At 58.7% G+C, this 26637-nt stretch carries 27 protein-coding genes; 16 read left to right on the top strand and 11 right to left on the bottom strand.

Translation table 11 applies throughout. The features are described from left to right. Positions 1-14: 14 nt before the first annotated feature. On the bottom strand, positions 15-317 hold the full coding sequence (locus tag AB4P96_RS17825; protein ID WP_003173824.1) for a DUF1883 domain-containing protein: 303 nt from the start codon (positions 315-317) through the stop codon (positions 15-17). A gap of 213 nt (positions 318-530) precedes the next feature. Here AB4P96_RS17825 and AB4P96_RS17820 point away from each other — a divergent pair, with 213 nt between their 5' ends. Together AB4P96_RS17820 and AB4P96_RS17815 are read left to right on the top strand one after the other, a co-directional pair. Beyond that, positions 531-881, top strand: coding sequence for a hypothetical protein (locus AB4P96_RS17820; RefSeq protein ID WP_065929976.1), 351 nt, complete (start codon positions 531-533; stop codon positions 879-881). Between the two features lie 210 nt (positions 882-1091). Further along, entirely contained in the window at positions 1092-1322 is a 231-nt protein-coding gene (locus AB4P96_RS17815; RefSeq protein ID WP_017135491.1) for a hypothetical protein, read from the top strand. A 9-nt stretch (positions 1323-1331) separates the two neighbouring features. Here the strand turns inward: AB4P96_RS17815 and AB4P96_RS17810 are convergent, their stop codons facing one another. Then, positions 1332-1616, bottom strand: coding sequence for a hypothetical protein (locus AB4P96_RS17810; protein WP_017135492.1), 285 nt, complete (start codon positions 1614-1616; stop codon positions 1332-1334). Positions 1617-1760: 144 nt separating this feature from the next. Beyond that, positions 1761-1949, bottom strand: a complete 189-nt coding sequence (locus AB4P96_RS17805; protein WP_017135493.1) for a hypothetical protein — start codon at positions 1947-1949, stop codon at positions 1761-1763. Positions 1950-2257: 308 nt separating this feature from the next. On the opposite strand from AB4P96_RS17805, the gene galU reads away from it, so the two are divergent. Together galU and gorA are read left to right on the top strand one after the other, a co-directional pair. After that, positions 2258-3097 (top strand): UTP--glucose-1-phosphate uridylyltransferase GalU, encoded by an 840-nt coding sequence (galU, locus tag AB4P96_RS17800; protein WP_003212579.1) that lies wholly within the window; start codon positions 2258-2260, stop codon positions 3095-3097. Positions 3098-3194: 97 nt separating this feature from the next. Further along, positions 3195-4553 carry a glutathione-disulfide reductase gene (gorA, locus tag AB4P96_RS17795; protein ID WP_170038358.1) on the top strand — a complete coding sequence of 453 codons (1359 nt, stop codon included), beginning with the start codon at positions 3195-3197 and terminating at the stop codon, positions 4551-4553. Here the strand turns inward: gorA and AB4P96_RS17790 are convergent, their stop codons facing one another. Beyond that, positions 4554-5561: a DNA-binding protein gene (locus AB4P96_RS17790; protein WP_395599874.1), complete on the bottom strand. Its 1008-nt coding sequence runs from the start codon at positions 5559-5561 to the stop codon at positions 4554-4556. Positions 5562-5731: 170 nt separating this feature from the next. Between AB4P96_RS17790 and AB4P96_RS17785 the strand changes: the two genes are divergently transcribed. The 3 genes from AB4P96_RS17785 to ahpF all read left to right on the top strand — a co-directional run bounded on the left by AB4P96_RS17785 (position 5732) and on the right by ahpF (position 9054). Beyond that, positions 5732-6664, top strand: a complete 933-nt coding sequence (locus tag AB4P96_RS17785) for a site-specific integrase (protein ID WP_186616962.1) — start codon at positions 5732-5734, stop codon at positions 6662-6664. 133 nt (positions 6665-6797) lie between these two features. Beyond that, a complete protein-coding gene (ahpC, locus tag AB4P96_RS17780; protein ID WP_010210361.1) occupies positions 6798-7361 on the top strand; it encodes an alkyl hydroperoxide reductase subunit C in 564 nt (187 codons plus the stop codon). A gap of 127 nt (positions 7362-7488) precedes the next feature. After that, a complete protein-coding gene (gene ahpF, locus AB4P96_RS17775; RefSeq protein ID WP_099549863.1) occupies positions 7489-9054 on the top strand; it encodes an alkyl hydroperoxide reductase subunit F in 1566 nt (521 codons plus the stop codon). 105 nt (positions 9055-9159) lie between these two features. Here ahpF and gloA read toward each other — a convergent pair whose 3' ends face one another. Further along, positions 9160-9681, bottom strand: coding sequence for a lactoylglutathione lyase (gloA, locus tag AB4P96_RS17770; RefSeq protein WP_017135498.1), 522 nt, complete (start codon positions 9679-9681; stop codon positions 9160-9162). A 193-nt stretch (positions 9682-9874) separates the two neighbouring features. On the opposite strand from gloA, the gene AB4P96_RS17765 reads away from it, so the two are divergent. After that, a complete protein-coding gene (locus tag AB4P96_RS17765) occupies positions 9875-10411 on the top strand; it encodes a DUF4946 domain-containing protein (protein WP_395600986.1) in 537 nt (178 codons plus the stop codon). A 104-nt stretch (positions 10412-10515) separates the two neighbouring features. Here AB4P96_RS17765 and AB4P96_RS17760 read toward each other — a convergent pair whose 3' ends face one another. Next, entirely contained in the window at positions 10516-10878 is a 363-nt protein-coding gene (locus AB4P96_RS17760; protein WP_017135500.1) for a histone-like nucleoid-structuring protein, MvaT/MvaU family, read from the bottom strand. Positions 10879-11077: 199 nt separating this feature from the next. Beyond that, positions 11078-12619, bottom strand: coding sequence for an EAL domain-containing protein (locus AB4P96_RS17755; RefSeq protein ID WP_017135501.1), 1542 nt, complete (start codon positions 12617-12619; stop codon positions 11078-11080). A gap of 297 nt (positions 12620-12916) precedes the next feature. On the opposite strand from AB4P96_RS17755, the gene AB4P96_RS17750 reads away from it, so the two are divergent. Genes AB4P96_RS17750 through AB4P96_RS17735 form a run of 4 tightly spaced genes read left to right on the top strand, consistent with a single transcriptional unit; the run spans position 12917 to position 18010 of the window. After that, positions 12917-13477: a fimbrial protein gene (locus AB4P96_RS17750; RefSeq protein WP_099549862.1), complete on the top strand. Its 561-nt coding sequence runs from the start codon at positions 12917-12919 to the stop codon at positions 13475-13477. A 59-nt stretch (positions 13478-13536) separates the two neighbouring features. Next, on the top strand, positions 13537-14316 hold the full coding sequence (locus tag AB4P96_RS17745; RefSeq protein WP_017135503.1) for a molecular chaperone: 780 nt from the start codon (positions 13537-13539) through the stop codon (positions 14314-14316). Positions 14317-14318: 2 nt separating this feature from the next. Further along, on the top strand, positions 14319-16925 hold the full coding sequence (locus AB4P96_RS17740) for a fimbria/pilus outer membrane usher protein (protein ID WP_395599873.1): 2607 nt from the start codon (positions 14319-14321) through the stop codon (positions 16923-16925). Next, positions 16925-18010, top strand: a complete 1086-nt coding sequence (locus AB4P96_RS17735; RefSeq protein WP_099549860.1) for a fimbrial protein — start codon at positions 16925-16927, stop codon at positions 18008-18010. The genes AB4P96_RS17740 and AB4P96_RS17735 overlap by 1 nt, the downstream gene beginning before the upstream one ends. Here the strand turns inward: AB4P96_RS17735 and AB4P96_RS17730 are convergent. Next, positions 18001-18900 (bottom strand): LysR family transcriptional regulator, encoded by a 900-nt coding sequence (locus tag AB4P96_RS17730; protein ID WP_017135506.1) that lies wholly within the window; start codon positions 18898-18900, stop codon positions 18001-18003. The two genes, AB4P96_RS17735 and AB4P96_RS17730, sit on opposite strands and share 10 nt — an antisense overlap. Positions 18901-18977: 77 nt before the next feature. Here AB4P96_RS17730 and AB4P96_RS17725 point away from each other — a divergent pair, with 77 nt between their 5' ends. Continuing rightward, a complete protein-coding gene (locus AB4P96_RS17725) occupies positions 18978-19901 on the top strand; it encodes a DMT family transporter (protein WP_099549859.1) in 924 nt (307 codons plus the stop codon). Between the two features lie 245 nt (positions 19902-20146). Further along, positions 20147-21223, top strand: coding sequence for a 4-hydroxyphenylpyruvate dioxygenase (gene hppD, locus AB4P96_RS17720; protein WP_017135508.1), 1077 nt, complete (start codon positions 20147-20149; stop codon positions 21221-21223). Between the two features lie 56 nt (positions 21224-21279). Here the strand turns inward: hppD and rarD are convergent, their stop codons facing one another. After that, the gene (gene rarD, locus AB4P96_RS17715; RefSeq protein WP_017135509.1) at positions 21280-22161 is read right to left on the bottom strand and encodes an EamA family transporter RarD; all 882 of its coding nucleotides are present in this window, start codon (positions 22159-22161) and stop codon (positions 21280-21282) included. Between the two features lie 343 nt (positions 22162-22504). On the opposite strand from rarD, the gene AB4P96_RS17710 reads away from it, so the two are divergent. Then, on the top strand, positions 22505-23749 hold the full coding sequence (locus AB4P96_RS17710) for a hypothetical protein (RefSeq protein ID WP_177034631.1): 1245 nt from the start codon (positions 22505-22507) through the stop codon (positions 23747-23749). A gap of 50 nt (positions 23750-23799) precedes the next feature. Here AB4P96_RS17710 and AB4P96_RS17705 read toward each other — a convergent pair whose 3' ends face one another. Continuing rightward, complete coding sequence (locus AB4P96_RS17705) at positions 23800-24807, bottom strand: aldo/keto reductase (protein ID WP_017135511.1); 1008 nt, start codon at positions 24805-24807, stop codon at positions 23800-23802. Between the two features lie 81 nt (positions 24808-24888). Next, on the bottom strand, positions 24889-25791 hold the full coding sequence (locus AB4P96_RS17700) for a LysR family transcriptional regulator (RefSeq protein ID WP_138451283.1): 903 nt from the start codon (positions 25789-25791) through the stop codon (positions 24889-24891). Positions 25792-25892: 101 nt separating this feature from the next. Between AB4P96_RS17700 and AB4P96_RS17695 the strand changes: the two genes are divergently transcribed. Then, positions 25893-26597 (top strand): SDR family oxidoreductase, encoded by a 705-nt coding sequence (locus AB4P96_RS17695; protein ID WP_099549855.1) that lies wholly within the window; start codon positions 25893-25895, stop codon positions 26595-26597. The last annotated feature ends 40 nt before the right edge of the window (positions 26598-26637 follow it).

Here is a 26637-nt window from a genome sequence, read left to right as displayed (position 1 = left end):
GTCGAGGGTTCGGCTCAGCTCAGTTTGGTGCTGGTGCGGCGAACAATGCGAATCTTGTGGGACAACGCAGGTTTGCGGGTCACGCTGATGGCGCGGCGCGTGACCACATCCAGGGTAATGTTCCAGAACCCGGTGCTGGGTGCGGTGATTTTTGCCGGGAATTTGTCGAACGCGCCGCCGTGGTAAGTGTGGCGGCCACCGTTCTTGAAACTGCGGAAATTGGCATCGCTCATCAGGCGAATGTTGCAGGTCTGCGAGCATTCGATGACAACGATGTCGCCCTCGTTGAGGTGCTCGCGCTGGTGGATGAATTTCATGGGGGTGTCTCCAGAAGGGCTTTTTCTGAAAAATCAGAATGATACGTAGGTTAAGATAGAGTTTATCAGCCCTGACGCGATTATTATCGGGTCGTCGTCGACGACTTCGACAATTTAAAACAGTTATTTCCCAAGTTTTCAGAGATAAATCCCACATGGGCGGGAGAAATTTCCTCTCTTCGCGGTCGTAGGGTCTTTATCGGAGGTTTAAGTATGAAGTGGAGTGTGTTGGTTCTGGCCTTGGCGTTAGGTGGATGTGCTTCGGTTGCAGATATCAAGCAGACCCCGCCAACCCTGGTGGTTATTTCAGGCAAAAAACCGCCTGAATATGCTGCCTGTGTGGTCCGAAAACTGGAGGCGACGCGTCGGCCGCCGCAGATTGAGCCGCATAAGGACGGTGTACAGGTGATTGTTCCGCAGAAATTCTCGGCCGACCCATCGGCGATCTTCGAGATCGAAGAGCGCTCCAGCGGCAGCAGTATCAAGCTCTATGAAAGCATGTCAAATGTGCCGATTCGCCCAGGCGACATCAAGAAAGCCGGGGAGGATTGCATCTCCGGCTGAGCCTTTGGTTTATCCGCGTACTGAACCCGATAAAAAAGCCTGACCCTGCGGTTGCAGCGTCAGGCTTTTTTTTGCGTTTATTCGGGTGTTGTCGCTTGTAGAGGGAGTGCTGATCGGGCAGGGCATCCGTTAAACTGTCGGCCATTCAATGCAAAGATGCCGCTCAAACTTTGAGTTTGCGCGGCATTAGTCCTTCCTGGAAAGCCCGTCATGAAACGAGAACACGTCAAAGCCCGACATGCCGAAGGCCAAATATCGGCCACCCATGTTATCCAGAACCCCGCCGACCTGGGCGAGTGGATCGTATTTTTCAAGAAGAGCGGCGGCCGCAGTTACTTTCTGGTCGACGATCAGGATGAGGTTGAGTCATTCCCGCGCCTGGATGACCTGATCGAGACCTTGCGTGGCCTGGGGCTCAAGTTCGCCGAGGTTCATCTGTAGTACGCAGTATTACTTGCACACCACGACGACGCTGCGGCTCTTGAAGTTGCCTACGTCTTTGCCCAGGGTCTTGTCGCTCTCCTTGAGTGCCGGCGTACCTTCGGTGCCGACGATGCGGTAACCGGTGCCCGCACACGAAGCGTCAGCTTTTTCGTAGCAACTGGCCCATGAATTGGCCTCGCCCGAGCAGTCGATGGTCAGGCCTTGCTCGCCGTTTTTCAGGTAGGTGTCGGACGTGGTGGTGCAGCCGGTCATCAGCGCCAGTGCCGCAGTCAGTGCCAGAATCTTGTTCATGTGTTGGGTCGTCGTCGAGGGTGTAGGAGGGGCGCAGACACTGTCGTGGGGCGTTCGTAGCAAGATTATAGCGAACGGCCATCAAGGTACAGACAAACACAAAAAAGCCCCGTTGACCGGGGCTTTGTGCGCAAGCAATGACGCTTACTTTTTGTCCTTGGGGCGCTTGCTCGATGCGTGGCCGGCTTCGTCCACAAACACTTCAGCCACCGCAACGGCCATGCTTTCGCTCGCGAATACCCCGGCGACGCTGTCGCCGTGGAAGTTGATCAGGTGCCAGCCGTCCGCACGCTTGGTGATCAGGTAGCCGTTTACGCCTTTTGGTTCTGACATCTATCAATCTCGTAGTCTGGTTCAAGCCAGTAATGATAGCGCCAATTGGCCCCGAGGCGCGCAAGTTGTTGCAGGTCAGTGCCCTGCCGCGAAAAGCGTGCTAAAACCATTGAGGCGCTCGTAAGCAAAGGGGCGATGGCTGGTTATGTCGCGCCCTGAGTGAATGCTCTTCGTAGGATCAGCGGAACTTACGCGCACATTTTTTCTCTATGTTGACATCGCAACGCCAGCAGGACCCATTGTAAGGTGACTGCGGCCTGATTAGACTGCGCCGAATTCCGTACGCACAGCCCTTTGTAAGGACTTATATGATCAAGAAATGCTTGTTCCCAGCAGCCGGTTACGGCACTCGCTTCTTGCCAGCGACCAAAGCCATGCCCAAAGAGATGCTGCCGGTGGTGAACAAGCCACTGATTCAGTACGGCGTCGAAGAGGCACTGGATGCCGGCTTGAACGAAATTTCCATTGTTACCGGCCGCGGTAAGCGCGCGCTGGAAGACCACTTCGATATCAGCTACGAGCTGGAAAACCAGATCAAGGGCACCGACAAGGAAAAATACCTGGTCGGCATCCGTAAACTGCTCGACGAGTGCTCGTTCTCCTACACCCGTCAAACCCAGATGAAAGGCCTTGGCCACGCCATCCTCACTGGCCGCCCGCTGATCGGTGACGAACCGTTCGCCGTGGTGCTGGCTGATGACCTGTGCGTCAACCTGGAAGGCGACGGCGTACTGACCCAGATGGTCAAGCTGTACCAGAAATACCGCTGCACCATCGTTGCTGTTCAAGAGGTCGACCCTCAGGAAACCAACAAGTACGGCGTGATCGCCGGCGACGATATTGGTGATGGCCTGATTCGCGTGCGTGACATGGTTGAAAAACCAGCGCCGGAAGATGCGCCGTCGAACCTGGCGATTATCGGTCGTTACATCCTGACGCCGGACATCTTCAAGCTGATCGAAGAAACCGAGCCAGGCAAAGGCGGCGAGATTCAAATCACTGACGCCCTGCTCAAGCAAGCCAAAGATGGCTGCGTGATCGCCTACAAATTCAAAGGCCGTCGCTTCGACTGCGGTGGCGCTGAAGGCTACATTGAGGCCACCAACTTCTGCTACGAGCACTTCTACAAGACCGGTAAGGCTTACTGATTCACGGTAGCCCGCCCAAAAAGCCACCTTCGGGTGGCTTTTTCGTTTTTCAGCCCCATGTAAGTCGGTATGCTGGTGCCCTGCCGAGGAGAGTGAAATGGCCTACGATTTTGATCTGTATGTAATTGGCGCCGGTTCCGGCGGTGTTCGCGCGGCGCGCTTTGCCGCAGGCTTTGGCGCTAAAGTGGCGGTAGCTGAAAGCCGTTACTTGGGCGGTACCTGCGTGAACGTTGGCTGCGTGCCGAAAAAACTGCTGGTGTACGGCGCGCATTTCGCCGAAGACTTTGAGCAGGCCAGCGGTTTCGGCTGGTCGTTGGGTGAAGCGAACTTTGACTGGGCGACCCTGATCGCCAACAAAGACCGTGAAATCAACCGCCTCAATGGCATCTACCGCAACCTGCTGGTTAACAGTGGCGTGACCCTGCACGAAGGGCATGCGCGTTTGGTTGATCCGCACCAGGTGGAGATCAATGGCGAGCGCTTTACGGCCAGGCACATCCTGATCGCGACGGGCGGCTGGCCGCAGATCCCGGAAATCCCGGGCCGTGAGCACGCCATAGGCTCCAACGAGGCGTTCTTCCTCAAAGAGCTGCCCAAGCGCGTGCTGGTAGTGGGCGGCGGCTACATTGCCGTCGAGTTTGCGGGCATCTTCCATGGCTTGGGCGCGCGCACAACCTTGCTGTATCGCGGCGACCTGTTTCTGCGCGGGTTTGACGGCGCAGTGCGCACGCACCTGAAGGAAGAGCTGACCAAGCGCGGCCTCGACCTGCAATTCAATGCCGATATCGAGCGCATCGACAAACAGGCTGACGGCAGCCTCAAGGCCACCCTAAAAGACGGCCGCGTGCTCGAAGCCGATTGCGTGTTCTACGCCACCGGCCGCCGCCCGATGCTCGACAACCTGGGGCTGGAAAACACCGGCGTCAAATTGGATGAGCGTGGCTTTGTCGAAGTCGACGACCTGTACCAGACCGCCGAAGCCTCGATCCTGGCCATCGGCGATGTGATCGGGCGCGTGCAATTGACGCCCGTCGCGCTGGCCGAAGGCATGGCGGTTGCTCGTCGCCTGTTCAAGCCCGAGCAATACCGTCCGGTCGATTACGCGATGATCCCGACCGCGGTGTTCAGTCTGCCGAATATCGGCACCGTGGGCCTGAGTGAGGAAGAGGCAAAGAAGAACGGCCATAACGTGCAAATCTTCGAAAGCCGCTTCCGGCCGATGAAGCTGACGTTGACCGATTGCCAGGAAAAAACCCTGATGAAGCTGGTGGTCGACGCCGACACCGACAAGGTCCTGGGCTGCCACATGGTCGGGCCGGATGCGGGTGAGATCGTCCAGGGCCTGGCGATCGCGCTCAAGGCGGGCGCGACCAAGCAGCATTTCGATGAAACCATCGGCGTGCACCCTACGGCGGCGGAAGAGTTCGTCACCATGCGCACGCCTGTAGCGGGCTGATCAGGCGTCGGCGGTTGCCTCTGGCGGCGTTGCAACGACGGCCGCCAGGCGCAATGCCTCGATACTGGCCTGGGCCTTGATCAGGTCCAGTTCCAGGGTTTTGCTCACCTGCTGTTGCTCACTCAGCGCTGCCTGGCGCGCTTGACTTTCCTCTACCGCAACCCGCAAGCGCTCCTGAAGCAGGGTGCGTTCGCTTTCCATGCGGCCCAGCTGTTCGCTGAGTGTTTGCTGCTGCGCCTGTTCCTTGCGTGATTGCTCCTGCAGGGCGGTCAGTTCCTTGCTGGTCACGCGGTGCTCGATCAGTAGCCGCTCATTATCGCGATGCAGCTGGGTGATCTCATCCTGGCGCACCATGGCGCTTTGTTGCGCCTGGCGCAGCTCGGCCTGCACCTGCTGCAGCTGACCTTCATGGCGCCGTTGCTCTTGCTCGCGTTGCTCCTTCACCGCATTGCGGTAGTGCTCAAGCGCGTCGCGGGCGTGCAAGTGTTTGTCTTCCAGCGAGCGAATCTGCTCGTCCTTGTCATTCATGCGCAACTCGTAATCGCTGCACGCCTGGCTGAGCCCCGCATTGCGAGTTTGTTCGGTTTGCAGGCTGGTGCTGGCGGTCTGCAAGGCGGCGCTTTCTTCGGCCAGTGCGGCGGCCTGGATATCCAATTGCTGCTTGAGCTGGCCGTGGGCTTCTTCAAGCGTTTGCACCTGGGCGAGCAGGGAGGCTTTTTGCTGTTCGAACTGCGCCAGTGCCGCGTCAATCGGCTCCTGGGCCTTGTCTTTAAGGCGTTGAGCCAGCCGTGCTACCAACTCGCCCAGTTCATCGTCGATGGGCGCCTGGGTGATGGTCAGCCGGGTTTCGCTGTCATCGAGTTCCTTCAAATAGCGATGAATCGTGGTTTTCGAGCCGGTATTGCCCATCTCGATGCGCACCGCGTCGATGCTCGGGTTTTCGCCACGGGCCAGGATCGCCAGGCGTGCCGTTTGAACCACTGCTTTGTTTATGCCGCCGCGCGCCATGAAGTCTCCGTCGATTTAGTACTGTGGTACATGGTATGTAGATACATACTTTATCACGAATAAAAACCCGTTTAAATTCATGATTTAACAGATGGGATATTGGCGTATTATCCCGTGTCAGAGCCGTTTTAACCGTTAATACACCCGCCAGCAGTACGAATAGGCCTTTCATGAGCGACCTGGACCGTTACCTCAACGCCGCCACCCGCGACAACACGCGGCGCAGCTATCGCGCAGCCATCGAGCATTTCGAAGTGAGTTGGGGCGGGTTCCTGCCAGCCACCAGCGACAGCGTGGCGCGCTACCTGGTGGCCCATGCCGGGGTGCTGGCGGTCAACACCTTGAAGCTGCGGCTCTCGGCGCTTGCGCAGTGGCACACCAGCCAGGGTTTCCCGGACCCGACCAAGGCGCCGGTGGTGCGCAAGGTGCTCAAGGGCATTCGGGCGGTGCACCCGGCACGGGAGAAACAGGCCGAACCTTTGCAGCTCAAGCACCTTGAACAGGTGGTGGCATCACTTGAGGTTGAAGCCAGGCAGGCCATTGAAGCGCGGGATCAGCCGCGCTTGCTGCGCGCCAAGCGCGACACTGCGTTGATCCTGCTGGGCTTCTGGCGCGGCTTTCGCAGCGACGAGTTATGTCGCCTGAGCATCGAACACGTGCAAGCGGTGCCCGGCGCCGGCATCAGCCTGTACCTGCCGCGCAGCAAAAGTGACCGCGACAACCTCGGCAAAACCTACCAGACGCCGGCGCTGCTGCGCTTGTGCCCGGTGCAGGCCTACAGCGACTGGCTAAGTGCCTCGGCCCTGGTGCGGGGGCCGGTGTTTCGGGGGATTGATCGCTGGGGCAACCTGGGCGAGGAGGGGCTGCACCCCAACAGCGTGATCCCGCTGCTGCGCCAGGCTCTGGAGCGCGCGGGCATTCCGGCTGATCAATACACCAGTCACTCGCTGCGCCGCGGTTTCGCCACCTGGGCCCATCGCAGTGGCTGGGACATCAAGTCGCTGATGAGTTACGTCGGCTGGAGCGACATGAAATCCGCCATGCGCTATGTTGAAGCGACACCCTTTTTGGGCATGACCTTGGCGACTCCACCGCTGCTTTGAGATTTCTTCTATTAATACAGATACCTGATAGGGAAAACCAATCGTCAGCATCAGGTTTGCCAATGAGCCACCGACGGAAAGAGTGAGTAGGATTCATCTCATCAACTTTTCAACCACTGACGGAGAGTCACCGATGCCTATCATCAACAGCCAAGTAAAACCGTTCAAAGCGACCGCCTACAAAAACGGCAACTTCGTAGACGTGTCGGACGCTGACCTGAAAGGCAAATGGTCCGTAGTCTTCTTCTACCCAGCCGACTTCACCTTCGTTTGCCCAACCGAACTGGAAGACCTGGCTGACAACTACGCCGAATTCCAGAAACTGGGCGTCGAAATCTACAGCGTGTCCACCGACACCCACTTTGCCCACGCTGCCTGGCACAACACTTCGCCAGCCATCGGCAAAATCCAGTACACCATGATCGGCGACCCAACCCTGACCATCTCGCGCAACTTCGACGTACTGATCGAAGAAGCTGGCCTGGCAGACCGCGGCACCTTCGTGATCAACCCGGAAGGTCAGATCAAGATCGTTGAACTGAACGACGGCGGTGTTGGCCGTGACGCCTCCGAGCTGCTGCGCAAAATCAAGGCCGCTCAGTACGTCGCTGCTCACCCAGGCGAAGTCTGCCCAGCCAAGTGGAAAGAAGGCGAGGCTACTCTGGCTCCGTCCCTGGACCTGGTCGGCAAGATCTAAGTCTGTGAAACATCAAGGGCGGGTTGCCGCACCTTAAGTAAGCTGCACCGCCCTCAAAACGCCCGGGCGAGATTCGCTCGGGCGTTTTTTTGTCTGCAATAAACCGAATTAACAGGAAATCGCCCGTATGTTGGACGCCAATCTTAAAGCTCAGTTGAAGTCATACCTGGAACGGGTCACCCAGCCGATCGAGATCGTCGCCTCCCTCGACGACGGCGCGAAATCCCAGGAAATGCTTGCCCTGTTGCAGGACGTAACCAGCCTCACCACGCTGATTACCCTCAAAACCGATGGCAATGATGCGCGCAAGCCGTCGTTCTCTATCAACCGCCCGGGTGCCGATATCAGCCTGCGTTTTGCCGGCATCCCCATGGGCCATGAATTCACTTCGCTGGTGCTGGCCCTGCTGCAAGTCGGTGGCCACCCGTCGAAGGCCAGTGTCGAAGTGATTGAACAGATTCGTGCCTTGAAAGGCGAGTTCAGCTTCGAGACCTACTTCTCGCTGTCGTGCCAGAACTGCCCTGACGTGGTTCAGGCGCTGAACCTGATGGCCGTGCTTAACCCGAACATCCACCACGTCGCCATCGACGGCGCGCTGTTCCAGGCTGAGGTCGATGAACGCCAGGTCATGGCAGTGCCCAGTGTGTACCTCAATGGTGTGAACTTTGGCCAGGGCCGCATGGGCCTGGAAGAGATCCTCGCCAAGCTCGACACCAGCGGTATCGAAAAGGCCGCCGAGAAAATCAGCGCCAAAGAGGCCTTTGATGTGTTGGTGGTCGGTGGTGGCCCAGCCGGTTCTGCCGCAGCTATCTACGCCGCACGCAAAGGTATTCGCACCGGCGTGGCAGCTGAGCGTTTCGGCGGCCAGGTGCTGGACACTATGTCCATCGAGAACTTCATCTCCGTGCAGGAGACCGAAGGGCCGAAACTGGCCAGCGCCCTGGAGGCGCATGTGCGTCAGTACGACGTGGACATCATGAACCTGCAGCGTGCCAGCCGCCTGATCCCGGCAAAAAATGCCGGTGACTTGCACGAAATTCGCTTTGAAAGCGGTGCGACCCTCAAGTCCAAAACCGTGATTCTGGCCACCGGTGCCCGCTGGCGCGAGATGGGTGTGCCGGGCGAGCAGGAATACAAGGCCCGCGGCGTGTGCTTCTGCCCGCATTGCGACGGCCCGTTGTTCAAAGGCAAGCGTGTGGCAGTGATCGGCGGTGGTAACTCCGGCGTTGAAGCAGCCATTGACCTGGCCGGTATCGTCAGCCACGTGACCTTGCTCGAGTTCGACAGCAAGTTGCGCGCCGATGCCGTGTTGCAGCGCAAGCTCTACAGCCTGCCGAACGTGGACGTGATCACCAGCGCATTGACCAGTGAAGTCAAAGGCGATGGCCAGAAGGTCACCGGTCTGGCGTACAAGGATCGTGACAGCGGCGAGTTCAAGACCATCGACCTGGAAGGCATCTTTGTTCAGATCGGCTTGTTGCCCAACACCGACTGGCTCAAGGGCACGGTGGAATTGACCCCGCGCGGCGAGATCATCGTCGATGCGCGTGGCGAAACTTCACTGCCGGGCGTGTTTGCTGCCGGTGACGTGACGACCGTGCCGTACAAGCAGATCGTGATTGCGGTAGGCGAGGGCGCGAAGGCTTCGCTGAGTGCTTTTGATCACCTGATCCGTACCTCGGCACCCGCTTAAATCCGGCTGCGAAAATAAAAAACCCCATGAGTGATCATGGGGTTTTCTCGTTCCCACGTTCTACGTGGGAATGCATCCGGTGACGCTCCGCGTCACGCAGAACGCTTACAGCGGCGCCGGCTGAATAATCTCAACCCAGTAAGCATCCGGGTCTTTGATGAACGCCAGGCTTTTCATGCGGCCATCGCTCAGGCGCTTCTGGAAATCACAGCCCAAGGCTTCAAAACGCTCGCAAGCGGCGACAATATCCGGCACCGAAATGCAGATATGGCCAAAGCCACGCGGGTCAGTATTGCCGTTGTGGTAAGCAAAGTCGGCGTCGTTTTCGGTGCCGTGGTTGTGGGTCAGTTCGAGGATGCCAGGGATCGACTTCATCCACTGCGTGCGCGCGGCGGCGTCGGCTGGAATCTGGGCCTTGTCCACCAGGGCCAGAAAGTAGAGGCTGAATTCGGCTTCCGGGAAGTCACGCTTTTCAACCAGGGAAAAGCCCAATACGCGGGTGTAGAAGTCCAGCGATTTGGTGATGTCCTTGACCCGCAGCATGGTGTGGTTGAACACGAAGTTCGACGTGGCGGTGTCAGGTTGGGCGGTGACGCCCGGGAAAGTGTTCAGATCGTGCAGGCTCATGGGCCCTCCAGAAAAAATGGGGCAAACGCGACTCGTGACTTGAGTGGTCCCTTGGCTTGCGGCCGGCATCCGTGCCGCACCGCCATGATACGCAAGCGTTGCCGGCCGAGCCAAATGAAAAAGGTTACTCAGCCCTTGCGAGCCAAGGGTGTCAGGCTCAAACTTCGACGCTTGAACCTTGGGTGTTTTCTTGATGATTGAATTTCGTAAGCCGTTGTTGAGCGCTGTATGTGTGTTGCTGGGCAGCCCCTTTGTGTTGGCGGCCGACCCGGAAATTCATTGGCCCAGCGGCTGGCAAGTCGAGGAAGTAGTGCCCGACGACGAAGCGCCGGTAAAACCTCAGGCGGTGTCCCGCCAACGCGCAATCAAGAATGATGAAAACGGCAACACCTTGATGGTCATGGAGTTGACCGGTACACCGATTGAGGCGGGCCATAAAGTTAATCTTCAAGGCGTACTGCTGGAAATGCGCAAATCCATCCAGAAGGATTTTGCCGGCAGCGGTTATCAAAGCGTGTGCACCAAAATGCACACCAGCACATTGAGCCGTCTTGAAGCGCTGGAAACTACTTGCTTGATTACCGAGAACGGTCGGCACATATTGTCACAAACATTGGTCGGCGCAGTTGATAGCGATAAAGCCTATGTCTTTTCCTTCGCCGGTCAGGCCGAGGCCTATGAAGCCAGTAAGGCTGAAGTCAGTTCAGTGCGTGATAGCCTTAAACTTTGAACGGGTTATCTCACTCGTTTTTGAACAAAGTGAACACTTGATTAAGTTCGTTTTCGAAGCAAAAAAAAACCCCGCATCAGCGGGGTTTTTGCAGCGTCTTTTGATCAGCCGCGCAACCAGGAATCTACTGTGGCAGCGCCATACTGTTCTTTCCAGGCTTTCAGGCCGCGGTGGTTGCCGCCTTTGGTTTCGATCAGTTCGCCGGTGTGTGGGTTGTGGTAAACCTTGACCACACGTGCGCGGCGCTGTTTTGGTGCGGCGGCAGCAGCGCTGGCTTTGCCAGGGTTAGGATCAAGGATCGAGATGATGTCGCGCAGGCTTTTGCCGTAGTGCTTCATCAGCCCTTGCAGCTTTTCTTCGAATTCGATTTCTTTTTTCAGGCCGGCGTCGTTCTTCAAGGATTCCAGCTGAGCCAGCTGTTCTTGAAGGGCTTTTTCTGCTGCGCGAAATTCGGCGAGTCTGGACAAAATCTGTACTCCAATAGTGTAGTTGGCTGATATCAACTGCAGATAAAGCGTGTAAGCCAGGAGCTTTAAGGTAACTCAAAGAAAGAGGCCTTTCTGCGAGTTCAGCACAGGCAGGAAAAATTGTAGTAGTTAATGCCGCGCGAGTAAATCACGGCGTTACCTAAATAAGATTATTTCATCCAGCGCACTAGATGGCTATTCAATGGCTGCTCAGCGACTTAATGAATTCCTCACAGGGCAACGGCCGGCCGAACAGGTAGCCCTGCAGGAAATCCACACCTTGGGCCGCCAGGTATTCGCATTGCTCTGCTGTTTCCACGCCCTCGGCGACAATACCCAGGTCCAGCTTGCCGCTGAGTTCTATGATGCTGTCCAGAATATGCCGTGAGAGTGCATCGGCGCCAATCATGGCGACAAAACTTTGATCGATTTTCAAGTAGTCGACGTTGAAGTTGCGTAAGTAACCCAGGCTGGAGTGGCCGGTTCCGAAGTCATCAATCGCGATCATCACCCCCAGTTGATGCAGGGCGTCGAACAGGCGGGCGGTGGTGTCGGTAGGCTGAATCAGTTCACGTTCGGTCAACTCCAGTACCAGCGTCACCTGGCCGGGGGCGAACGCAGCGAGAAACTCCCGGCAGTCCTGCACCAGGTCGAGGTCCTGGCAGTGACTGGCGGTGATGTTCACGCCGATATGGAAGCCCGGGGTGAAGCGCCCGGCATGCGGGGCCAGTTGCGCAGCGGTCTGGCGTAGCAACGAGCGGGTCATCGGCACGATCAGGCCCGAATGTTCGGCCAACGGTATAAACAGGTCAGGGCGAACCAAGCCTTCCTTCGGGTGCCGCCAGCGCATCAATACTTCACAGCCGGCCCATTCGCGGGTGTCGCCACGCACCACTGGCTGGAAATACGGAATGAATTCATTGGCCCCCAATGCCCGCTGCAACTCATGGGTCGGCGCGGACGAGCGCTTTTGCAGCCAGTGCGCCAACACGCCCGCCAGCACACCAAAGAACACCAGCAGACTGAACAGCGCCGGGTAGCGCGCCTCCATGTACCGCCAGACCTCACCGACAGGCATGCCGGCATCGACGCTGTACGGGTAACGCTCGGAGTTCAGGTGCTGATGGGCCACTGCAAACTGCGGCATTGCAGTGGTGTGCACCTTGCCGTCAGCGTCCAGCCAGTTGGCTCCCACTTGCAGGATCAGGTGTGCGTAGCGGCTGATCAGGCGCAAGGCGTTGGTCAGGTGATAGCCGTCAACCGAGGCAAACGCGGCTTTATCGCCATCGACCAGGCGGTAAACCAACAACGCGGTATCGGGCGTTACCGGGTTGCCGTTCATCAACCACAGCGTGCCCGCTACGTAATCGTCCGGGTTGACCGGTGACTGGTAGCTGCCGCCGAACAACGAGCTGCAATAGATGTTTTTTTGCCAGGACAAGGTCGTTGCCCGCACAAAGGGGCGCCGCGTGACCTGTTCGCGCAGTGCCAGTTGCGCGCCGTTGTCGCACGGTTGGCCGGCCAGCGGCAGCAATGCCTGGGCGGCGAGGGCGGTGTTGTCGAGCATTAAATCGAATTGGCGCACAGCCTCCAGCGCGGTTTGGGCGGTGCTTTGCTCAAGGGTGCGTTCGGCTTGCCAATGAAGAATCACAACCCCCAATAAAACGGGAACCAGGCCGCAGACACTGCTGATGAGCGCGCGTGCAGTTCGGCTTCGGGGGCCTTTGGCAGTGAGGGGCATAGAGGCAGCCAATAACAGAATAAAAAGACGGGTGTGTGCCGATGATAGTTGGCATTGCGCAGTGCCGCTCACTTGTTTGGCGCGAATTGACCTAGCCGTTCGGTCAGTTGTTGCGATTGTCTCAACTTGGCAAGATAAACATCGTTGCAAAAAGTAAGAGACTTCGGAGCACCGACCCTTCCAGCCTCTCTCTCAGCCGTTTCAGCCCACTTCTGGCGGGACGGTCGACCCTCGTCTTTCAATTGTTGAAATTCGTTTCGTAACCCGTTAACGCTACTTGATAAGGAATTACCTGCAATGAACAACATCCGATTGGCCGCTGCTTTCCTGGCTGCTACCGGCGTCGCCGCGCTGCCTGCTTTTGCCGCAGACGGTACCATCAGCCTGACCGGTGAAATCACCGGCACCACCTGCAGTATCAGTGGCGGGGCAGGCTCCGCGCCTGGCGCCAGCCCGAACTTCGCCGTTGTGCTCAACAAGGTCCAGGCCAGCGCGCTCAAGGCAAAAGGCCAGACGGCCGGCACCACCCCATTTGTTGTGCGTGTGGGTGCGTGCCCCAAGGATACGACGGTGGCGGTGTTGTTCGAGAGCAGCAGCCCGGCGATCAACCCGGCTACCGGCAACTTGAAGAATCAAGCGCCGGCCAAACCAGTGCCTGCCAGCCTGGTTGAGGTGCAGATTGTCGACGGCACTACCCAAAAGCCTATGGACCTGCGCCTGGCACTCAATTCGAGCAGCGCAAAAGTCCCCGACAACGGTGAGGTGTCGCTGCCGTTCGCCGCGCAGTACTTCGCCACCGGCGCCGCAACCCCAGGCCCGGTAAGTACGCAGGTGCTGTATTCCGTCACGTTTCCCTGATCAAGGCCCGGAGCCTGGCGGTTCGCCAGGCACTGGACAGCGCCTTGGAGGACCGCCCCATGCTTGCCCGACTCATGTTCGCAATTGCCTTGCTGCTCGCCATTTCGATGGTTAGCGGATGGCCATCCGTTGCCCATGCCGGTGTAGTGATCGATGGCACGCGGCACATTTACCCGCAACAGCGTCGCGAAATCACCTTGCGCCTGACCAACGACGACGAACGGGCTCCGCGCCTGGTCCAGGTATGGCTGGATCAGGGTGACCCGGCGTCAGACCCTTCTAACAGCGAGGTGCCTTTCAGCCTTTCGCCGCCGGTGTTTCGCCTGAACCCGCAGAAAAGCCAGGCCGTGCGCCTGGTCTACACCCAAGAGCCACTGCCGGCTGATCGGGAATCGTTGTTTTGGCTGAATGCGCTGGAGATCCCGCCCAAGGTCAACACCGAGGCCGATGCAGAGGTTGGCCCGGCGAATCACCTGCAATTCGCCTTTCGTATCCGTACCAAAGTGTTTTTTCGCCCCGCCGATCTGCCTGGCAGCCCGAACGAAGCGCACACGCAATTACGCTGGTCCTTGCGCCGCAGTACCCAGGGGACGCTGCTGGACGTGCACAACCCATCGGCCTATCACGTGACATTCAACGAGGTGGCGTTGGCCATGGGCCCGCAGCAAGACGCGCCGCTGCTGCCGGCGGAAGAGGGCATGGTGCCGCCAGGCGGCAACCTGACCCTGAGGGTGCACAAGGCCGTGCGGCCCATCCCTGCGGATGCCCGGGTGCATTTCAAATACATCAATGACTACGGCACGTTTTCCGCGCCGCAGCGTGCTCCTCTGAAGTTCTGACTATGCCTGCCTTGTTGCCATTCACGTTTTGCCAAGGCGCTGCCTGGCTGTTTTCCCACCCTCGGCTGGTGCTGTTGTTCGGCCTGCTGAGCACGCTTGTGTTATCGGCCGAGGCTGCCCCGTTGTTGTTTGACCTGGAGGCCTTTACCAGCGGTGTGTCCAGCCCGGCGGATCTCTCACGCTTCAATACCAGCAATGTGTTGACGCCAGGGGTTTATCGCGTTGACGTGATACTCAACGGCCAATCGCTGGGCCGTCGCCCGATCACCTTCGTAAACCTGGACAAACAGGACGCTGCGCAACCCTGTGTGAGCGCGCAACAACTGGCCGAACTCGGAGTAGTACTGCGCAAGTTCGAGGCAGGCGCCGAGGGGGATTGTCGCGATTTCGCCGCATGGATGCCCATGGCCAGCAGCCATGTCGATGTCGAGTCCCTGACCCTGGATGTCAGCATCCCGCAGGTCTACATCAATGGCTCCGCACGCGACTACATTGACCCCGCCCAATGGGACGCGGGCGTTGATGCCGCACTGCTCAATTACACCTACAGCGCCGCTGCGGTGACATCAGGTGCGGGTGAAGACCGCAGTTATCTTGGCCTCGACGGCGGGGTCAACCTGGGTGACTGGCGGTTGCGCCACCAGGGCGGGCAAGCCTGGGCTTCGCGAAGCAGCCACTTGCCTTATCAAGCCACGGCCACCTACTTGCAACGCGCCGTTTCAGCCTGGCAGTCGCAACTGACCGTAGGTGACAGTTTCAGCAGCGGTCAGATCCTTGATGGCGTGCGCGTGCGTGGCGTTACGCTGGCCACGGATAACCGTATGCTTGCGCCGTCGCAACAAGGCTATGCGCCTCAGGTGCGCGGCGTTGCCGACAGCAATGCCACGGTGACGGTGCGCCAGAACGGCTACACCCTTTACGAAACCACTGTGGCGCCTGGGCCTTTTGTGATCGATGATCTCTACCCCACGGGCTACGGAGGCGACCTCGACGTCAGTGTCACCGAGGTAGACGGGCGACGCAGCACCTTTGTCGTGCCTTATTCGGTGGCCCCGCAACTGTTGCGTTACCGCGCCACACACTACAGCGCAACGGTGGGCCGGGTGCAGCAGCATGGTGTGAGTGATGCCAACGCTTCAGTGTTTCAAGGCACGCTGCAACATGGGCTAGTCGATAACCTCACCGTTTATGGCGGCGCCACGCTTTCCCAGGGCTATAGCCAAGGCAAGGCGGGCCTGGCGATGAGTACGCCTGTTGGTGCATTCGCCTTGGACACTACTCACTCACGCACACAGGTGCAGGGGCAAGCCCTGGCCCGCGGACAAAGCCTTGGCCTGGCCTACAACAAGAATGTGCCGTTTTCGGGAACGCATTTTGCACTCGGCGCCTATCGCTTCTCGACCGATGGCTACCTGAACCTGCCGGACGCATTGAATGTGCGCGACCTGGGCCGTCATGGTGGGAACCTGGACAGCTATGCCCGGCAAAAGAGCCGCCTGGACCTGACGATCAGCCAGCAGCTGGGGGAGGGCACCCTGAGTTTGTATGGCAGCTCCACTGACTACTGGGCCGGGCAGCAAGGGCGCCAGACGTCGTTCACCGCCAGTTATGGGGCCAGTTGGAAGTCGCTGAGTTGGAACCTCTCGGCGCAGCGTTCGAGAGTCAGCGAGCTGTATCGGGCGAGCGACCGCGAACGCGGTGAGGATATTTTCTTCGGCCGCTCGACGCGAACCGAACGCGTTGAGAATCACTGGGTGCTGAGCCTCTCCATGCCATTGGGCGAGGGCACGCGCGCACCGACCCTGAGCAGTTCACTGTCGCGGGATGCAGGTGAGTCGCGTGGCAGTCAGCAACAAGTCGGCATCAATGGTTTGTTGGGGGATACGGCGCACACCCATTACGGGTTGGTCGGCAGTCGCGGCACCGGCGATCACGGCGGCTCAAGCTTCAACGCTTACGCGGGCTATCGCAGTAACGCAGCCAACCTGCGCGGCGGTTATGGCCAGCGCCAGGGCAATGCGCAAGTGTCCATGAGCGTCGACGGCGGCCTGATCGCCCACAGCGGTGGCGTCACCCTGGCGCAAAACCTCGGTGAAGCTTCGGCGCTGGTGTATGCGCCGGATGCCCAGGGAGCGCAGCTCGGCGGTTCCGGGGTGCGTATCGACAAGCAGGGTTACGGGGTCATGCCTTCTTTGCGGGCGTACCAGCCCAACGCCGTGGACATCGACCCGCAAGGCATGCCCATGGACGTGGAATTAAAGGAGTCGAACCGTTCCGTGGTACCGACCCTGGGCGCAATATCGCTGGTCAAATTCGAGACCGTCAGCGGCCGGGCGGTAGTGATCAAAGCCACCCACCCGAACGGCAGACCCCTGCCGTTCGCAGCCCAGGTATTTGACGAGCAGGGCAACGAAGTCGGGGTGGTTGGCCAGGCGGGCAAGGCTTTTGTACGCGGGGTTGCCGACCACGGCAGGCTGACCGTGCAGTGGGCTGAGGCGGCGGGCGAGCGGTGTTTCATTCGTTACCATCTACCTGCCCGTGAACCCGGTCGCCGCCAGGAAAATACAGATCAATTGGTCAGCCAGTGTCGCTATGAGGAGAACACCTGATGAGTCACACGATGAACGGTGCTCAACGCTTCACGATCAGGTTTTCCGGCGTCGTCGCACTGCTGAGCGGCTGGGCTTTCGCAATGCCTGCCCAAGCGCACTTTGGTAATGCTGGCGATTGTTCGCCCCAGGCAAACCTGAATGTCTCGATTGCGCCCATCACCTTGCAGGGCCACGTACAGATCGGGCAGGCCCTGGGCGCGGCAAACGGCTACGACTTCGATAGTGGCAATGGCTATGTAATGCGCTGTCAATACAAGGATTGGCCTATCGAACAACCCGTGACAGCGAACATAAGCATAGTCAATTCGCCGGCTACGGGGATCACGTTCAGTGCGTCCGGCCTCTCGATGCCGGTCTACGCCACCAACCTGCCCGGAGTGGGATTCGCGGTGATGGCCAGGGACCCCGGCCAGCCTTTTCACCCACTCCATCACGGCACCACGGCGTTATTAACCGTCAAACACAACAGGCCCAATGGGTGGGGGCTCCAGGGGCGGATCTACCTGGTGGCCACCGGTCCTGTCTCGGCCGGCACGATCACTGCGCGAACGTTTGCCAACTACACGCTGACCAATGTCACGACCTCAGGCCCGGGCTACGCTTCGGTAAGCCTGAGCAACGCGGTCATAGCGCCGCCGCTGCGGCCTACCTGCCATGTTTCGACACCTTCGGTTGTCATGCCGATGGGGCCTGTGGCCAGCCGTGATTTCACGGGCGTAGGCAGCTACGCCGCAAGCGTGAGCCATAACATCAGGCTGGACTGTGCCGGGGGAACCGGTGGTAGCCTGGATATCTGGGTCACGGTGACCGACCAGACTAACCCCGCAAATCGCGGCAATCAGTTGTCGCTGACGCGTACTTCGACAGCCAAGGGTGTGGCAATACAGCTGTTGAGTGGCCCCTCAGTGCTCAACTATGGCGCCGACTCTTCAGCCGTCGACAACCTGAACCAATGGCGGGTGACAAGTACGAGCAACGGCACTATCACGATCCCTTTGACTGCTCGTTATGTGCAAACCGAAAAAATGATCCGACCCGGTACGGCCAACGGGTTGGCTTCGTTCACCATGAGTTATCGGTGAGTGCCGGTGTGTTGCAGCCCTTGCGCGAGTGTGAGGAACGCAAGGGCAGCAGGTGAGGCCTGGCGCCGGTCCAACACCGCCAGGCCGATCCGGCGCGGCACCGGCGGTGATAATGGCCGTGCCACATAACGACTGTCGACACGTTCGGGCAACGATGCCTGCGCCACGATGCTCAACCCGTCGCCACGGCTGACGGCTTCCAGCGTACTGAGCAATTGGGCACAGCGATACCGCACGTTGGGCCGCAAACGCGCGTCGCTGAACAAGCGCATCACCAGCTCTGATGAGCCGGCTTCGGTGAGAATGAACGGATCGTCACACAGAGCTTGCAAAGGTACTGATGTGCTGGCAACCAGCGCATGGGTGGCCGGCAACAACACGACAAGCTGATCCTCGAACAACGCCACGGTGTCGAAACGCTCACTGTCTGTTGGCGTGTCGGCGAGCACCACAAAACCCACGTCGACACGCCGCTCGTCCAGCCACTGGATGACTTGCCGGTCTGGCCCCTCGTCCACATGCACTTCAATGCCCGGGTAGGCCTGCCGAAAATGGCTGAGGATTGTCGGCAACAAGCGCACCGACGCAGTGGGGCCGAAGGAGCCGATGCGCAAGGTGCCGCGCTTCATGCCACGGGCGTCGGCGGCTTCCTGCTGTAACGTCGCGGCCAGGCCGAGCATGGCACGGGCGCGCCCGAGTAATTGCGCGCCGATATCGCTCAGCTCCACCAACGTCTGGTGGCGCCGAAACAATTCCACGCCCAGCTCCTGCTCCAAGGCCTTGACCGCATGGGACACCGCCGACTGGCTGATACCCAGGCGGTGCGCCGCACTGGTGAAACCTTGCAGCTCGGCCACCAGTGAAAAAATTTCCAGTTGGGTCAAGGTCATGAGTAAAGGCTCATTTTACGATTACTGAACATTAGTCGAAGAATATGCCAACCCTGCCACCTGTCGAGCAACTGCTAATGCATCATTCATCTGATCGCCTCACCTACCTGAAGCTCGCCGCTGTGACCATGATCTGGGGTGGCACCTTTGTCGCCGGGCGCTACCTGGCCCATCAAGTAGACCCGCTGCTGGCCGCCAGCCTGCGGTTTATCCTGGCCAGCCTGGCGCTGCTGCTGTTTATGCTGTGTGCACGCATCCCGCTGGCGCGGCCACGTCCCCGGCAACTGCTACGTCTGGCAGTGCTGGGTTTTTTCGGGATCTTTTTCTACAACCTGTGTTTTTTCTACGGCCTGCAGTACATCAATGCCTCGCGCGCTTCATTGATCGTGGCGTTGAATCCGGCCGTGATCGGCCTGGCTTCCTGGTGGTTGTTCAAAGAGCGCCTCGGCGCTGCCAAGGTGCTGGGCATGGCGTTGTGCCTGGCTGGCGCTGCGGCGGTGATCGTCAGTCGTAACCCGCAACTGCTGCAAGGTGCATCGAGTACCTGGCAGGGCGACGTGCTGGTGTTTGGCTGTGTGCTGGGGTGGGGGATTTACTCGTTGTTTTCCCGCGCGTTGAATCAAAGCCTGGGGCCATTGCAAACCGTCACGTGGTCAGTATTGCTCGGCACCCTGATGCTGACACTGGCCACCGCGCTCACCGGACGCTTCACCGTACAAGGGGTCGTCAGCCTGCACTGGTCGCAGGTTGTGAGCCTGTTGTATTTGGGTGTGCTCGGCTCCGCGCTGGCGTACATCGGCTATTACGATGGCATCCGGCGTATCGGCGCGACCCGCGCGGGCGTGTTCATCGCGCTTAACCCGCTGACGGCGGTGATCTGCGGCGCGCTGCTGCTCGGCGAACAACTGACGTTACCCATGGCGCTGGGTGGCGCGGTGATCCTGTTGGGCATCTATCTGTGCAACAAACCCCTTGCGCAGCCCAGGGCAATAGGGATTTGATGAGAGTGCGGACAAATACTGTTACGCTGTGTAGAATCGATTTACGCATACAAGAATATGGACTTGCGCTCACGCAAGCCTCGGCCGTCAGAGACTGATGTAATCATGAAGCTACTCGGCTCCCCCCTGATCTTTGGTGACTTCCTCGCCCGCAGCGTGCGGGGCCTCTCGTGCGCGCCACCCTGCAACCTCATCCTTGCCTGTAATTGACTGCTTGCTACTTACAAGAATGATGAGGTGCCGAAATGGCCGACCAATACGAAAACCCGATGGGCCTGATGGGCTTTGAATTTATTGAATTCGCATCGCCGACTCCAGGCACCCTGGAGCCGATCTTCGAGATCATGGGCTTCACCAAAGTCGCGACCCACCGCTCCAAGAATGTGCACCTGTATCGCCAGGGCGAGATCAATCTGATCCTCAACAACCAGCCCGACAGCCTGGCGTCGTACTTTGCCGCCGAACACGGCCCGTCGGTGTGTGGCATGGCGTTCCGCGTCAAAGACTCGCAGCAAGCCTACAACCGCGCGCTGGAACTGGGCGCCCAGCCGATTCATATCGAAACCGGCCCGATGGAACTCAACCTGCCAGCCATTAAAGGCATTGGCGGTGCGCCGCTGTACCTGATCGACCGTTTCGGTGAAGGCAGCTCGATTTATGACATCGACTTCGTGTACCTCGAAGGTGTCGACCGCAATCCGGTAGGAGCAGGCCTCAAGGTCATCGACCACCTGACCCACAATGTGTATCGCGGCCGCATGGTCTACTGGGCCAACTTCTACGAGAAACTGTTCAACTTCCGTGAAGCACGCTACTTCGATATCAAGGGTGAATACACCGGCCTCACGTCCAAGGCCATGAGCGCCCCGGACGGCATGATCCGCATCCCGTTGAACGAGGAATCGTCCAAAGGCGCCGGCCAGATCGAAGAGTTCCTGATGCAGTTCAACGGCGAGGGCATCCAGCACGTGGCGTTCCTCACCGAAGACCTGGTCAAGACCTGGGATGCGCTGAAGAAGATCGGCATGCGCTTCATGACTGCGCCGCCGGACACCTACTACGAAATGCTCGAAGGCCGCCTGCCAAACCACGGCGAGCCGGTGGACCAACTGCAGGCGCGCGGTATTCTGCTGGACGGCTCCTCGATCGAGGGCGACAAACGTCTGCTGCTACAGATTTTCTCGGAAACCCTGATGGGGCCGGTGTTCTTCGAATTCATCCAGCGCAAAGGCGACGATGGGTTTGGCGAGGGCAACTTCAAGGCACTGTTCGAGTCGATCGAGCGTGACCAGGTGCGTCGTGGTGTACTGACCACCGACTAAGCACAAAAAAGCCCGGCCGAGGTTAACCCCCGGCCGGGCTTTTTATTGCCTGCGCATCAGGCTTTGCGCTGACGCAGCAGATGCTTGAAACCTTCATACACCAGCACCATCACCGCCAGCCAGATCGGGATATACGTCAGCCACTGGCCGCCCTTGATGCCTTCGCCCAGCAACAAGGCCACGAACAGTAGCAACACAGGCTCCACATAGCTGAGCAAGCCGAACAGGCTGAAGGCCAATAAGCGGCTGGCGATGATGTAGCTCACCAGCGCCGAGGCACTGATCAAGCCCAGCATTGGAATCAACGCATAGAGCTTGGGGTGCAGCTCGAGCACGGCAAAACCTTGTTCGCCATGCTGCACAAACCACCAGGCCACCGGCAGCATCAGCGCCATGTCCAGCCACAAGCCGCCCAGATGATCGGTGCTCAGGTATTTGCGTACCACGAAGTAGATCGGGTACCCAATGATTACCACCAACGTGGCCCAGGAAAAACCACCGGCCTGGTACAACTCATTAAGCACCCCGAGCGCGGCAAAAAATACCGCGATCTGCTGCAAGCGCGACAAGCGTTCGCCGTAGACCAGGCGCCCGGTCAGCACCATAGTCAGTGGCAGCAGGAAATACCCCACCGACACATCCAGGCTGCGCCCGTTCAACGGTGCCCACATAAACAGCCATAACTGTACGCCCAGCAGGGCGGACGACAGCACCACGCCGCCGATCAGCCGCGGCCTGGCCGCCAGCATTCGCAGCAACTCCCACACGCGCCGCCATTCACCGCTGACGATCATGAACACCGTCATGCACGGCACGGTCAGCAGCATGCGCCAACCAAAAATCTCCAGGCCGCTCAAGGGCGTGAGCAGCGAGGTGAAGTAATACATCACGGCAAACAACACCGAGGCCAAGACCGATAAAACAACACCTTTAGACACACTGTCCTCGCGAAAGCTGATTTTTACAGAAGAAGGGGAACTTAGGTGGGGAATATAGGGTTCGTGACACTCTTTGTCACGCCGATTACAACATTTTAATGGAACACCTTCCTACCCCCGTGCCACACAAGTATGACTTTTCGCGGCTAGCATGACTGCGCTTGGTTTTGCATGGAAAGTTTTGCATGGCTTATTAATGCTCTGCAAAAAACATCAACTAATGGAAATAAGTTAGTAAGCGCGACTTTGGTGGGCGTCATCATTGCGTGATGATAACCATGGCTCTGGCAAGGAGTGGTTCAGAGGGTTGCAGACTAAGACATTAGATAATGAGGTCCACTCTATGCATGGCATTTCCCCCTATTATGGCTCTTCACCTGCTACCTTCAACGGCTTGCCCGGCATTATAGGCAGGTTCGGCGAAAGCGTTGCGTTTCCGAAAGGTGACACACCGTCCTGGAAAAAACTTGAAACCTATAAGACTTTTTTCGAGTCGGTCGCCAGAGATAACAACAGCGGCGTACTCACGGCGGACGGTAAGGAATTACTGGACGCGGTTGCCTCTCCAGATACTTCTAAACAACCTCGCGTCAGTGCTTATTGCTTCAACGTGGGTCCTTATTCGGCCAGGGACAGTTTTATTGTCAAACGCGAACCGATCGTGCAGGGCGCCGTGAATTTTGTATTGTGGATGCCGGAGAAGGACTTTAAATCAAGTTATGAGTTTAACAGTTATCAGGCAATCGACGATTTTCTGAAAAGTTTACCGAAAAATACTGACGCCTTTAACGCGTTTCTTGCCCATTTTGTCGACAAGACAGCGACTTCCCCTGTCAGAACAGCAGTACAGGCGCGTGCATCCGCAACGCAAGGCAGCGCACCCAATATGCTGATAGGACCAGGCCAGCAGATCGTAGGGAATGTGTTTGAGCACTTGGATCGAACCAGTGAAAACCCTACGACAATCAGGTTTGTCAACGGGCTTGTCAATCAGCAATTGGAATCGGTCGATCACGGCAGGCCGACCTTTAGCGGCGTGCGGCCCAATGGAGAGAAAGTGGTCTATCGGTACGACTTTCACGGCAACTTGCTGGGTTCGGGTGACAAGGGGAATTTTTACTTCCTTAAAAATGGCGCCCATAGTCAATTGCCACTGGTTCCCATCACATTGCCACAACTAAGAGAGCTCGTCTTCAGGGGCAATGGTGACCTGAACTCTGTGGTCAACGCCTTCGCCAATTTTCTAGAAAGTCCATTTTCCGGGGTCTCAACGCTCCTGCAAGCGCTTGGAGTCGACAAAGCAACTGCCGATACCGTCGAACGCGGCCTGGATAACCCCGTCAATGCCGTGTTGCTTTTCTTGAATAAGAACAACGATATCGGCAGGGTATTCGGTCTGCCAAAAAGTGAAATGAACGCGATACTTACCAACTTTGCGACTGCCGCTCAGGGGTTTGTGCCTGGCTATGGTACTTACAGATCTGTCGCCGCCGTGCTGGCGAAGATATTAAAACAACAACCTGTGACACAAGAAGAGGCCAGGGAAGCCGCCCATGGGTTAGGTGTAAAAGCGGATATAAAACTATAACGCGGTAACCAACAAACCCGCCCACACTGGCGACTGTGGGCGGGGTATGACTACCGACTAATACGCCCTGACACAAAATGGCTCACGTCATTAAACCCCGGCGTAGACGAATGCCCTGGCGTCACCAGCGAGTCAATAAACGCCTCATCTTCTGCCGTGATCTTCACCGCCAGCGCCCCGGTATACGCATCCCACTGCGCCTCGGTACGCGGCCCGACAATCGCCGAACTGACCGCGGAGTTGTTCAGCACCCAGGCAATTGCAAACTCGACCATTCCCACACTCCGTCCTTGGGTGTATTGCTGAATCTGCTGGGCAATGCGCAATGACTCCACCCGCCATTCGGTTTCCAGGATACGCTTGTCCTGGCGCGCCGCACGGCTGCCGGCTTCGGGTGTCACGTCGGGGGCGTATTTGCCACTGAGTACGCCACGGGCCAGTGGGCTGTAAGGCACCACGCCCAAGCCATAGGCGGCTGCAGCGGTAAGTTGCTCGACCTCGGCCTGGCGGTTGACGATGTTGTACAGCGGCTGGCTGATGATCGGCTGGTCGACCCCCAGACGCTCGGCCACGCGAATCACTTCGGCGATACGCCAACCACGGTAGTTGGACAGGCCCCAATAGCGGATCTTGCCTTGGCGGATCAGGTCGCCAATCGCCGACACGGTGACTTCCAGCGGCGTGTCGTGGTCCTCGCGGTGCAGGTAATAAATGTCCAGGTAGTCGGTGTCCAGGCGCTTAAGGCTGGCTTCCAGTGCATTGAACATGCGCTTGCGGCTCAAGCCGCTGCGGTTTGGCAGGCCGTCCACCGGGCCAAAGCCGACTTTGGTGGCCAGCACCCAATCCGAACGGTGGCGGGCAATGGCCTCGCCGACGATTTCCTCGGAGCGCCCACCGGTGTAGACGTCGGCCGTGTCAATGAAATTGATGCCCTGGTCCCAGGCCTTGTCGATGATGCGCAGCGAGTCTTCCGTGTTGGTCTGCTCGCCAAACATCATGGTGCCCAGGGTTAGTGCGCTGACCTTCAACCCGGACTGGCCCAATGTGCGGTAAATCATGCAAAGCTCCTCATGGCAGGGAAACGTTACCCATGCAATACCAGACTCGACGGCTCTGGAACAAGCCCTGCGCGCGTTTCTTCATACACTCAGCAAGGTCTGGCAGCGCTGCTGTAAAAAACCATGCAGCACTTTCACCCGTTCCGACACTTGCAGGCGATGTGGGCACATCAGGTTGAACGGCGTGGGCTCGCCTTGCCAGTCGGGCAGCAGCGGCACCAACCGCCCAGCCTTGATATCGCCGGCAATATCCAGGTTGGCCTTATAGGCGATGCCGTGGCCTGCCAGCGCCCAGCGCCGCACGATTTCACCGTCATCGCTCAGGTAATCGCCCGACACCTCTACCTCCTGCAGCAAGGCGCCTTGGCGAAAGTACCAGGTGCTGTTTGCCTGCCCACGGCGCATATAGCGCAATGTACTGTGCTGCGCCAGGTCGGCCGGCGTGCGCGGTGTGCCGTGGCGCGCCAGGTAGTCGGGGCTGGCGCAGGGGATACGATGGTGGCCGGGTACCACGGGCAGCGCCACCAGGCTGGAATCCCTCGGCACACCAAAGCGCAGGGCAATGTCGACGGTGTCGCGGAACAGATCCGCGTTACTGTCGTTGAGCAGTAGCTGCAGGCGGATCGTCGGGTGCGCAAGCTTGAACTCATCCAGCCAGCCGAGCAGTACATTGCGGCCGAAGTCCGAAGGTGCTGCCAGTTGCAATAACCCACTCAAGCTCTGGCCTTGTTGCTTGATCGCCTGCTCGCCTTCGGCTAGCGCTTCGAGGGCTACGCGCACGCTGTCGAGGTAGCGCCGGCCTTCTTCGGTCAGGCGCATGCTACGCGTCGAGCGGGCGAGCAAGCGGATGCCCAGCCGGGTTTCCAGGCGCTTGAGCGCAATACTTGCCGCCGCCGGGGTGAGGTTGAGGCTGCGCGCCGCCGCCGACAGGCTGCCGGTGTCGGCGGTGCGCACGAACACTTCAAGGTCCAGGGTCGAGCTCATTTGTAAAAATCCTTTAAAGATCTTGTCGTTTTACCGGGATTTTTCGCCGATTGCCAAGCTGAGAAGATCAACGCTCACTTTTTTAGCCAGGTAGTAACCCCATGACATCTTCCCTCAGCGGTAAAACCGTTATCGTGATCGGCGGCAGCAGCGGCATCGGTGCCGCCGTGGCCAAGGCCGCCAGCGCCCGTGGCGCACACGTGGTGCTGGCCGGGCGGCGTTTGACCTCGGGTGTCGAAAACGCTGTGCGCAGCGAACCGGTCGACGTCACCGACAGCGCCTCCTTGCAGCGTTTGTTCGAGACGGTCGGGCGTTTTGACCACTTGGTGTTTACCTCCGGCCCGTCAGTGCGGGCAAAACCGCTGGTCGAGACCGATCTGGACGAGGCCCAGGACAATTTCAGCGTGAAACTCTGGGGTGCATTGCGTGCGATTCAGCAAGCGCTGCCATTTTTGGCAGAGCACGGCAGCATCAGCCTGACCTCGGGCCAACTGGGCCGTAAGTTGATGGCGGGGCAGTTCATCAAGACGGGTATCAATGCTGCGACTGAAGCGCTGGGCAAGCAGCTCGCAAAAGAGTTGGCACCACGGCGCGTCAATGTGATCAGCCCAGGTGTGATCGACACGCCGGCATATGCGGGGTTGGCAGACGAGCAACGCCTGGCGATGTTCGCCAAGGCCGGCACGGCGTTGCCAGTGGGGCGAGTCGGGCAGGCGGATGAAGTGGCGGCGGGTTATGTACTGGCCATGGAAAATGGCTTTGTCACCGGCGCGGTAATTGATATCGACGGCGGAGGCCTGCTGTAAACACTGAGCAAAAGTGTAGGGGCTGGTTCGCAAAGGGCGC

This window comes from Pseudomonas sp. B19125 (assembly GCF_044218855.1).
Taxonomy (GTDB): domain Bacteria; phylum Pseudomonadota; class Gammaproteobacteria; order Pseudomonadales; family Pseudomonadaceae; genus Aquipseudomonas; species Aquipseudomonas edaphica.
This window is presented reverse-complemented; position numbering and strand designations above follow the sequence as displayed.

Bases quoted from the DNA above. Each gene is read 5' to 3' on its own strand.
- AB4P96_RS17825 (WP_003173824.1), bottom strand. From the start codon at position 317: ATGAAATTCATCCACCAGCGCGAGCACCTCAACGAGGGCGACATCGTT.
- AB4P96_RS17820 (WP_065929976.1), top strand. From the start codon at position 531: ATGAAGTGGAGTGTGTTGGTTCTGGCCTTGGCGTTAGGTGGATGTGCT.
- AB4P96_RS17815 (WP_017135491.1), top strand. From the start codon at position 1,092: ATGAAACGAGAACACGTCAAAGCCCGACATGCCGAAGGCCAAATATCG.
- AB4P96_RS17810 (WP_017135492.1), bottom strand. From the start codon at position 1,616: ATGAACAAGATTCTGGCACTGACTGCGGCACTGGCGCTGATGACCGGC.
- AB4P96_RS17805 (WP_017135493.1), bottom strand. From the start codon at position 1,949: ATGTCAGAACCAAAAGGCGTAAACGGCTACCTGATCACCAAGCGTGCG.
- galU (WP_003212579.1), top strand. From the start codon at position 2,258: ATGATCAAGAAATGCTTGTTCCCAGCAGCCGGTTACGGCACTCGCTTC.
- gorA (WP_170038358.1), top strand. From the start codon at position 3,195: ATGGCCTACGATTTTGATCTGTATGTAATTGGCGCCGGTTCCGGCGGT.
- AB4P96_RS17790 (WP_395599874.1), bottom strand. From the start codon at position 5,561: ATGGCGCGCGGCGGCATAAACAAAGCAGTGGTTCAAACGGCACGCCTG.
- AB4P96_RS17785 (WP_186616962.1), top strand. From the start codon at position 5,732: ATGAGCGACCTGGACCGTTACCTCAACGCCGCCACCCGCGACAACACG.
- ahpC (WP_010210361.1), top strand. From the start codon at position 6,798: ATGCCTATCATCAACAGCCAAGTAAAACCGTTCAAAGCGACCGCCTAC.
- ahpF (WP_099549863.1), top strand. From the start codon at position 7,489: ATGTTGGACGCCAATCTTAAAGCTCAGTTGAAGTCATACCTGGAACGG.
- gloA (WP_017135498.1), bottom strand. From the start codon at position 9,681: ATGAGCCTGCACGATCTGAACACTTTCCCGGGCGTCACCGCCCAACCT.
- AB4P96_RS17765 (WP_395600986.1), top strand. From the start codon at position 9,875: ATGATTGAATTTCGTAAGCCGTTGTTGAGCGCTGTATGTGTGTTGCTG.
- AB4P96_RS17755 (WP_017135501.1), bottom strand. From the start codon at position 12,619: ATGCCCCTCACTGCCAAAGGCCCCCGAAGCCGAACTGCACGCGCGCTC.
- AB4P96_RS17750 (WP_099549862.1), top strand. From the start codon at position 12,917: ATGAACAACATCCGATTGGCCGCTGCTTTCCTGGCTGCTACCGGCGTC.
- AB4P96_RS17745 (WP_017135503.1), top strand. From the start codon at position 13,537: ATGCTTGCCCGACTCATGTTCGCAATTGCCTTGCTGCTCGCCATTTCG.
- AB4P96_RS17740 (WP_395599873.1), top strand. From the start codon at position 14,319: ATGCCTGCCTTGTTGCCATTCACGTTTTGCCAAGGCGCTGCCTGGCTG.
- AB4P96_RS17735 (WP_099549860.1), top strand. From the start codon at position 16,925: ATGAGTCACACGATGAACGGTGCTCAACGCTTCACGATCAGGTTTTCC.
- AB4P96_RS17730 (WP_017135506.1), bottom strand. From the start codon at position 18,900: ATGACCTTGACCCAACTGGAAATTTTTTCACTGGTGGCCGAGCTGCAA.
- AB4P96_RS17725 (WP_099549859.1), top strand. From the start codon at position 18,978: ATGCATCATTCATCTGATCGCCTCACCTACCTGAAGCTCGCCGCTGTG.
- hppD (WP_017135508.1), top strand. From the start codon at position 20,147: ATGGCCGACCAATACGAAAACCCGATGGGCCTGATGGGCTTTGAATTT.
- AB4P96_RS17710 (WP_177034631.1), top strand. From the start codon at position 22,505: ATGCATGGCATTTCCCCCTATTATGGCTCTTCACCTGCTACCTTCAAC.
- AB4P96_RS17705 (WP_017135511.1), bottom strand. From the start codon at position 24,807: ATGATTTACCGCACATTGGGCCAGTCCGGGTTGAAGGTCAGCGCACTA.
- AB4P96_RS17700 (WP_138451283.1), bottom strand. From the start codon at position 25,791: ATGAGCTCGACCCTGGACCTTGAAGTGTTCGTGCGCACCGCCGACACC.
- AB4P96_RS17695 (WP_099549855.1), top strand. From the start codon at position 25,893: ATGACATCTTCCCTCAGCGGTAAAACCGTTATCGTGATCGGCGGCAGC.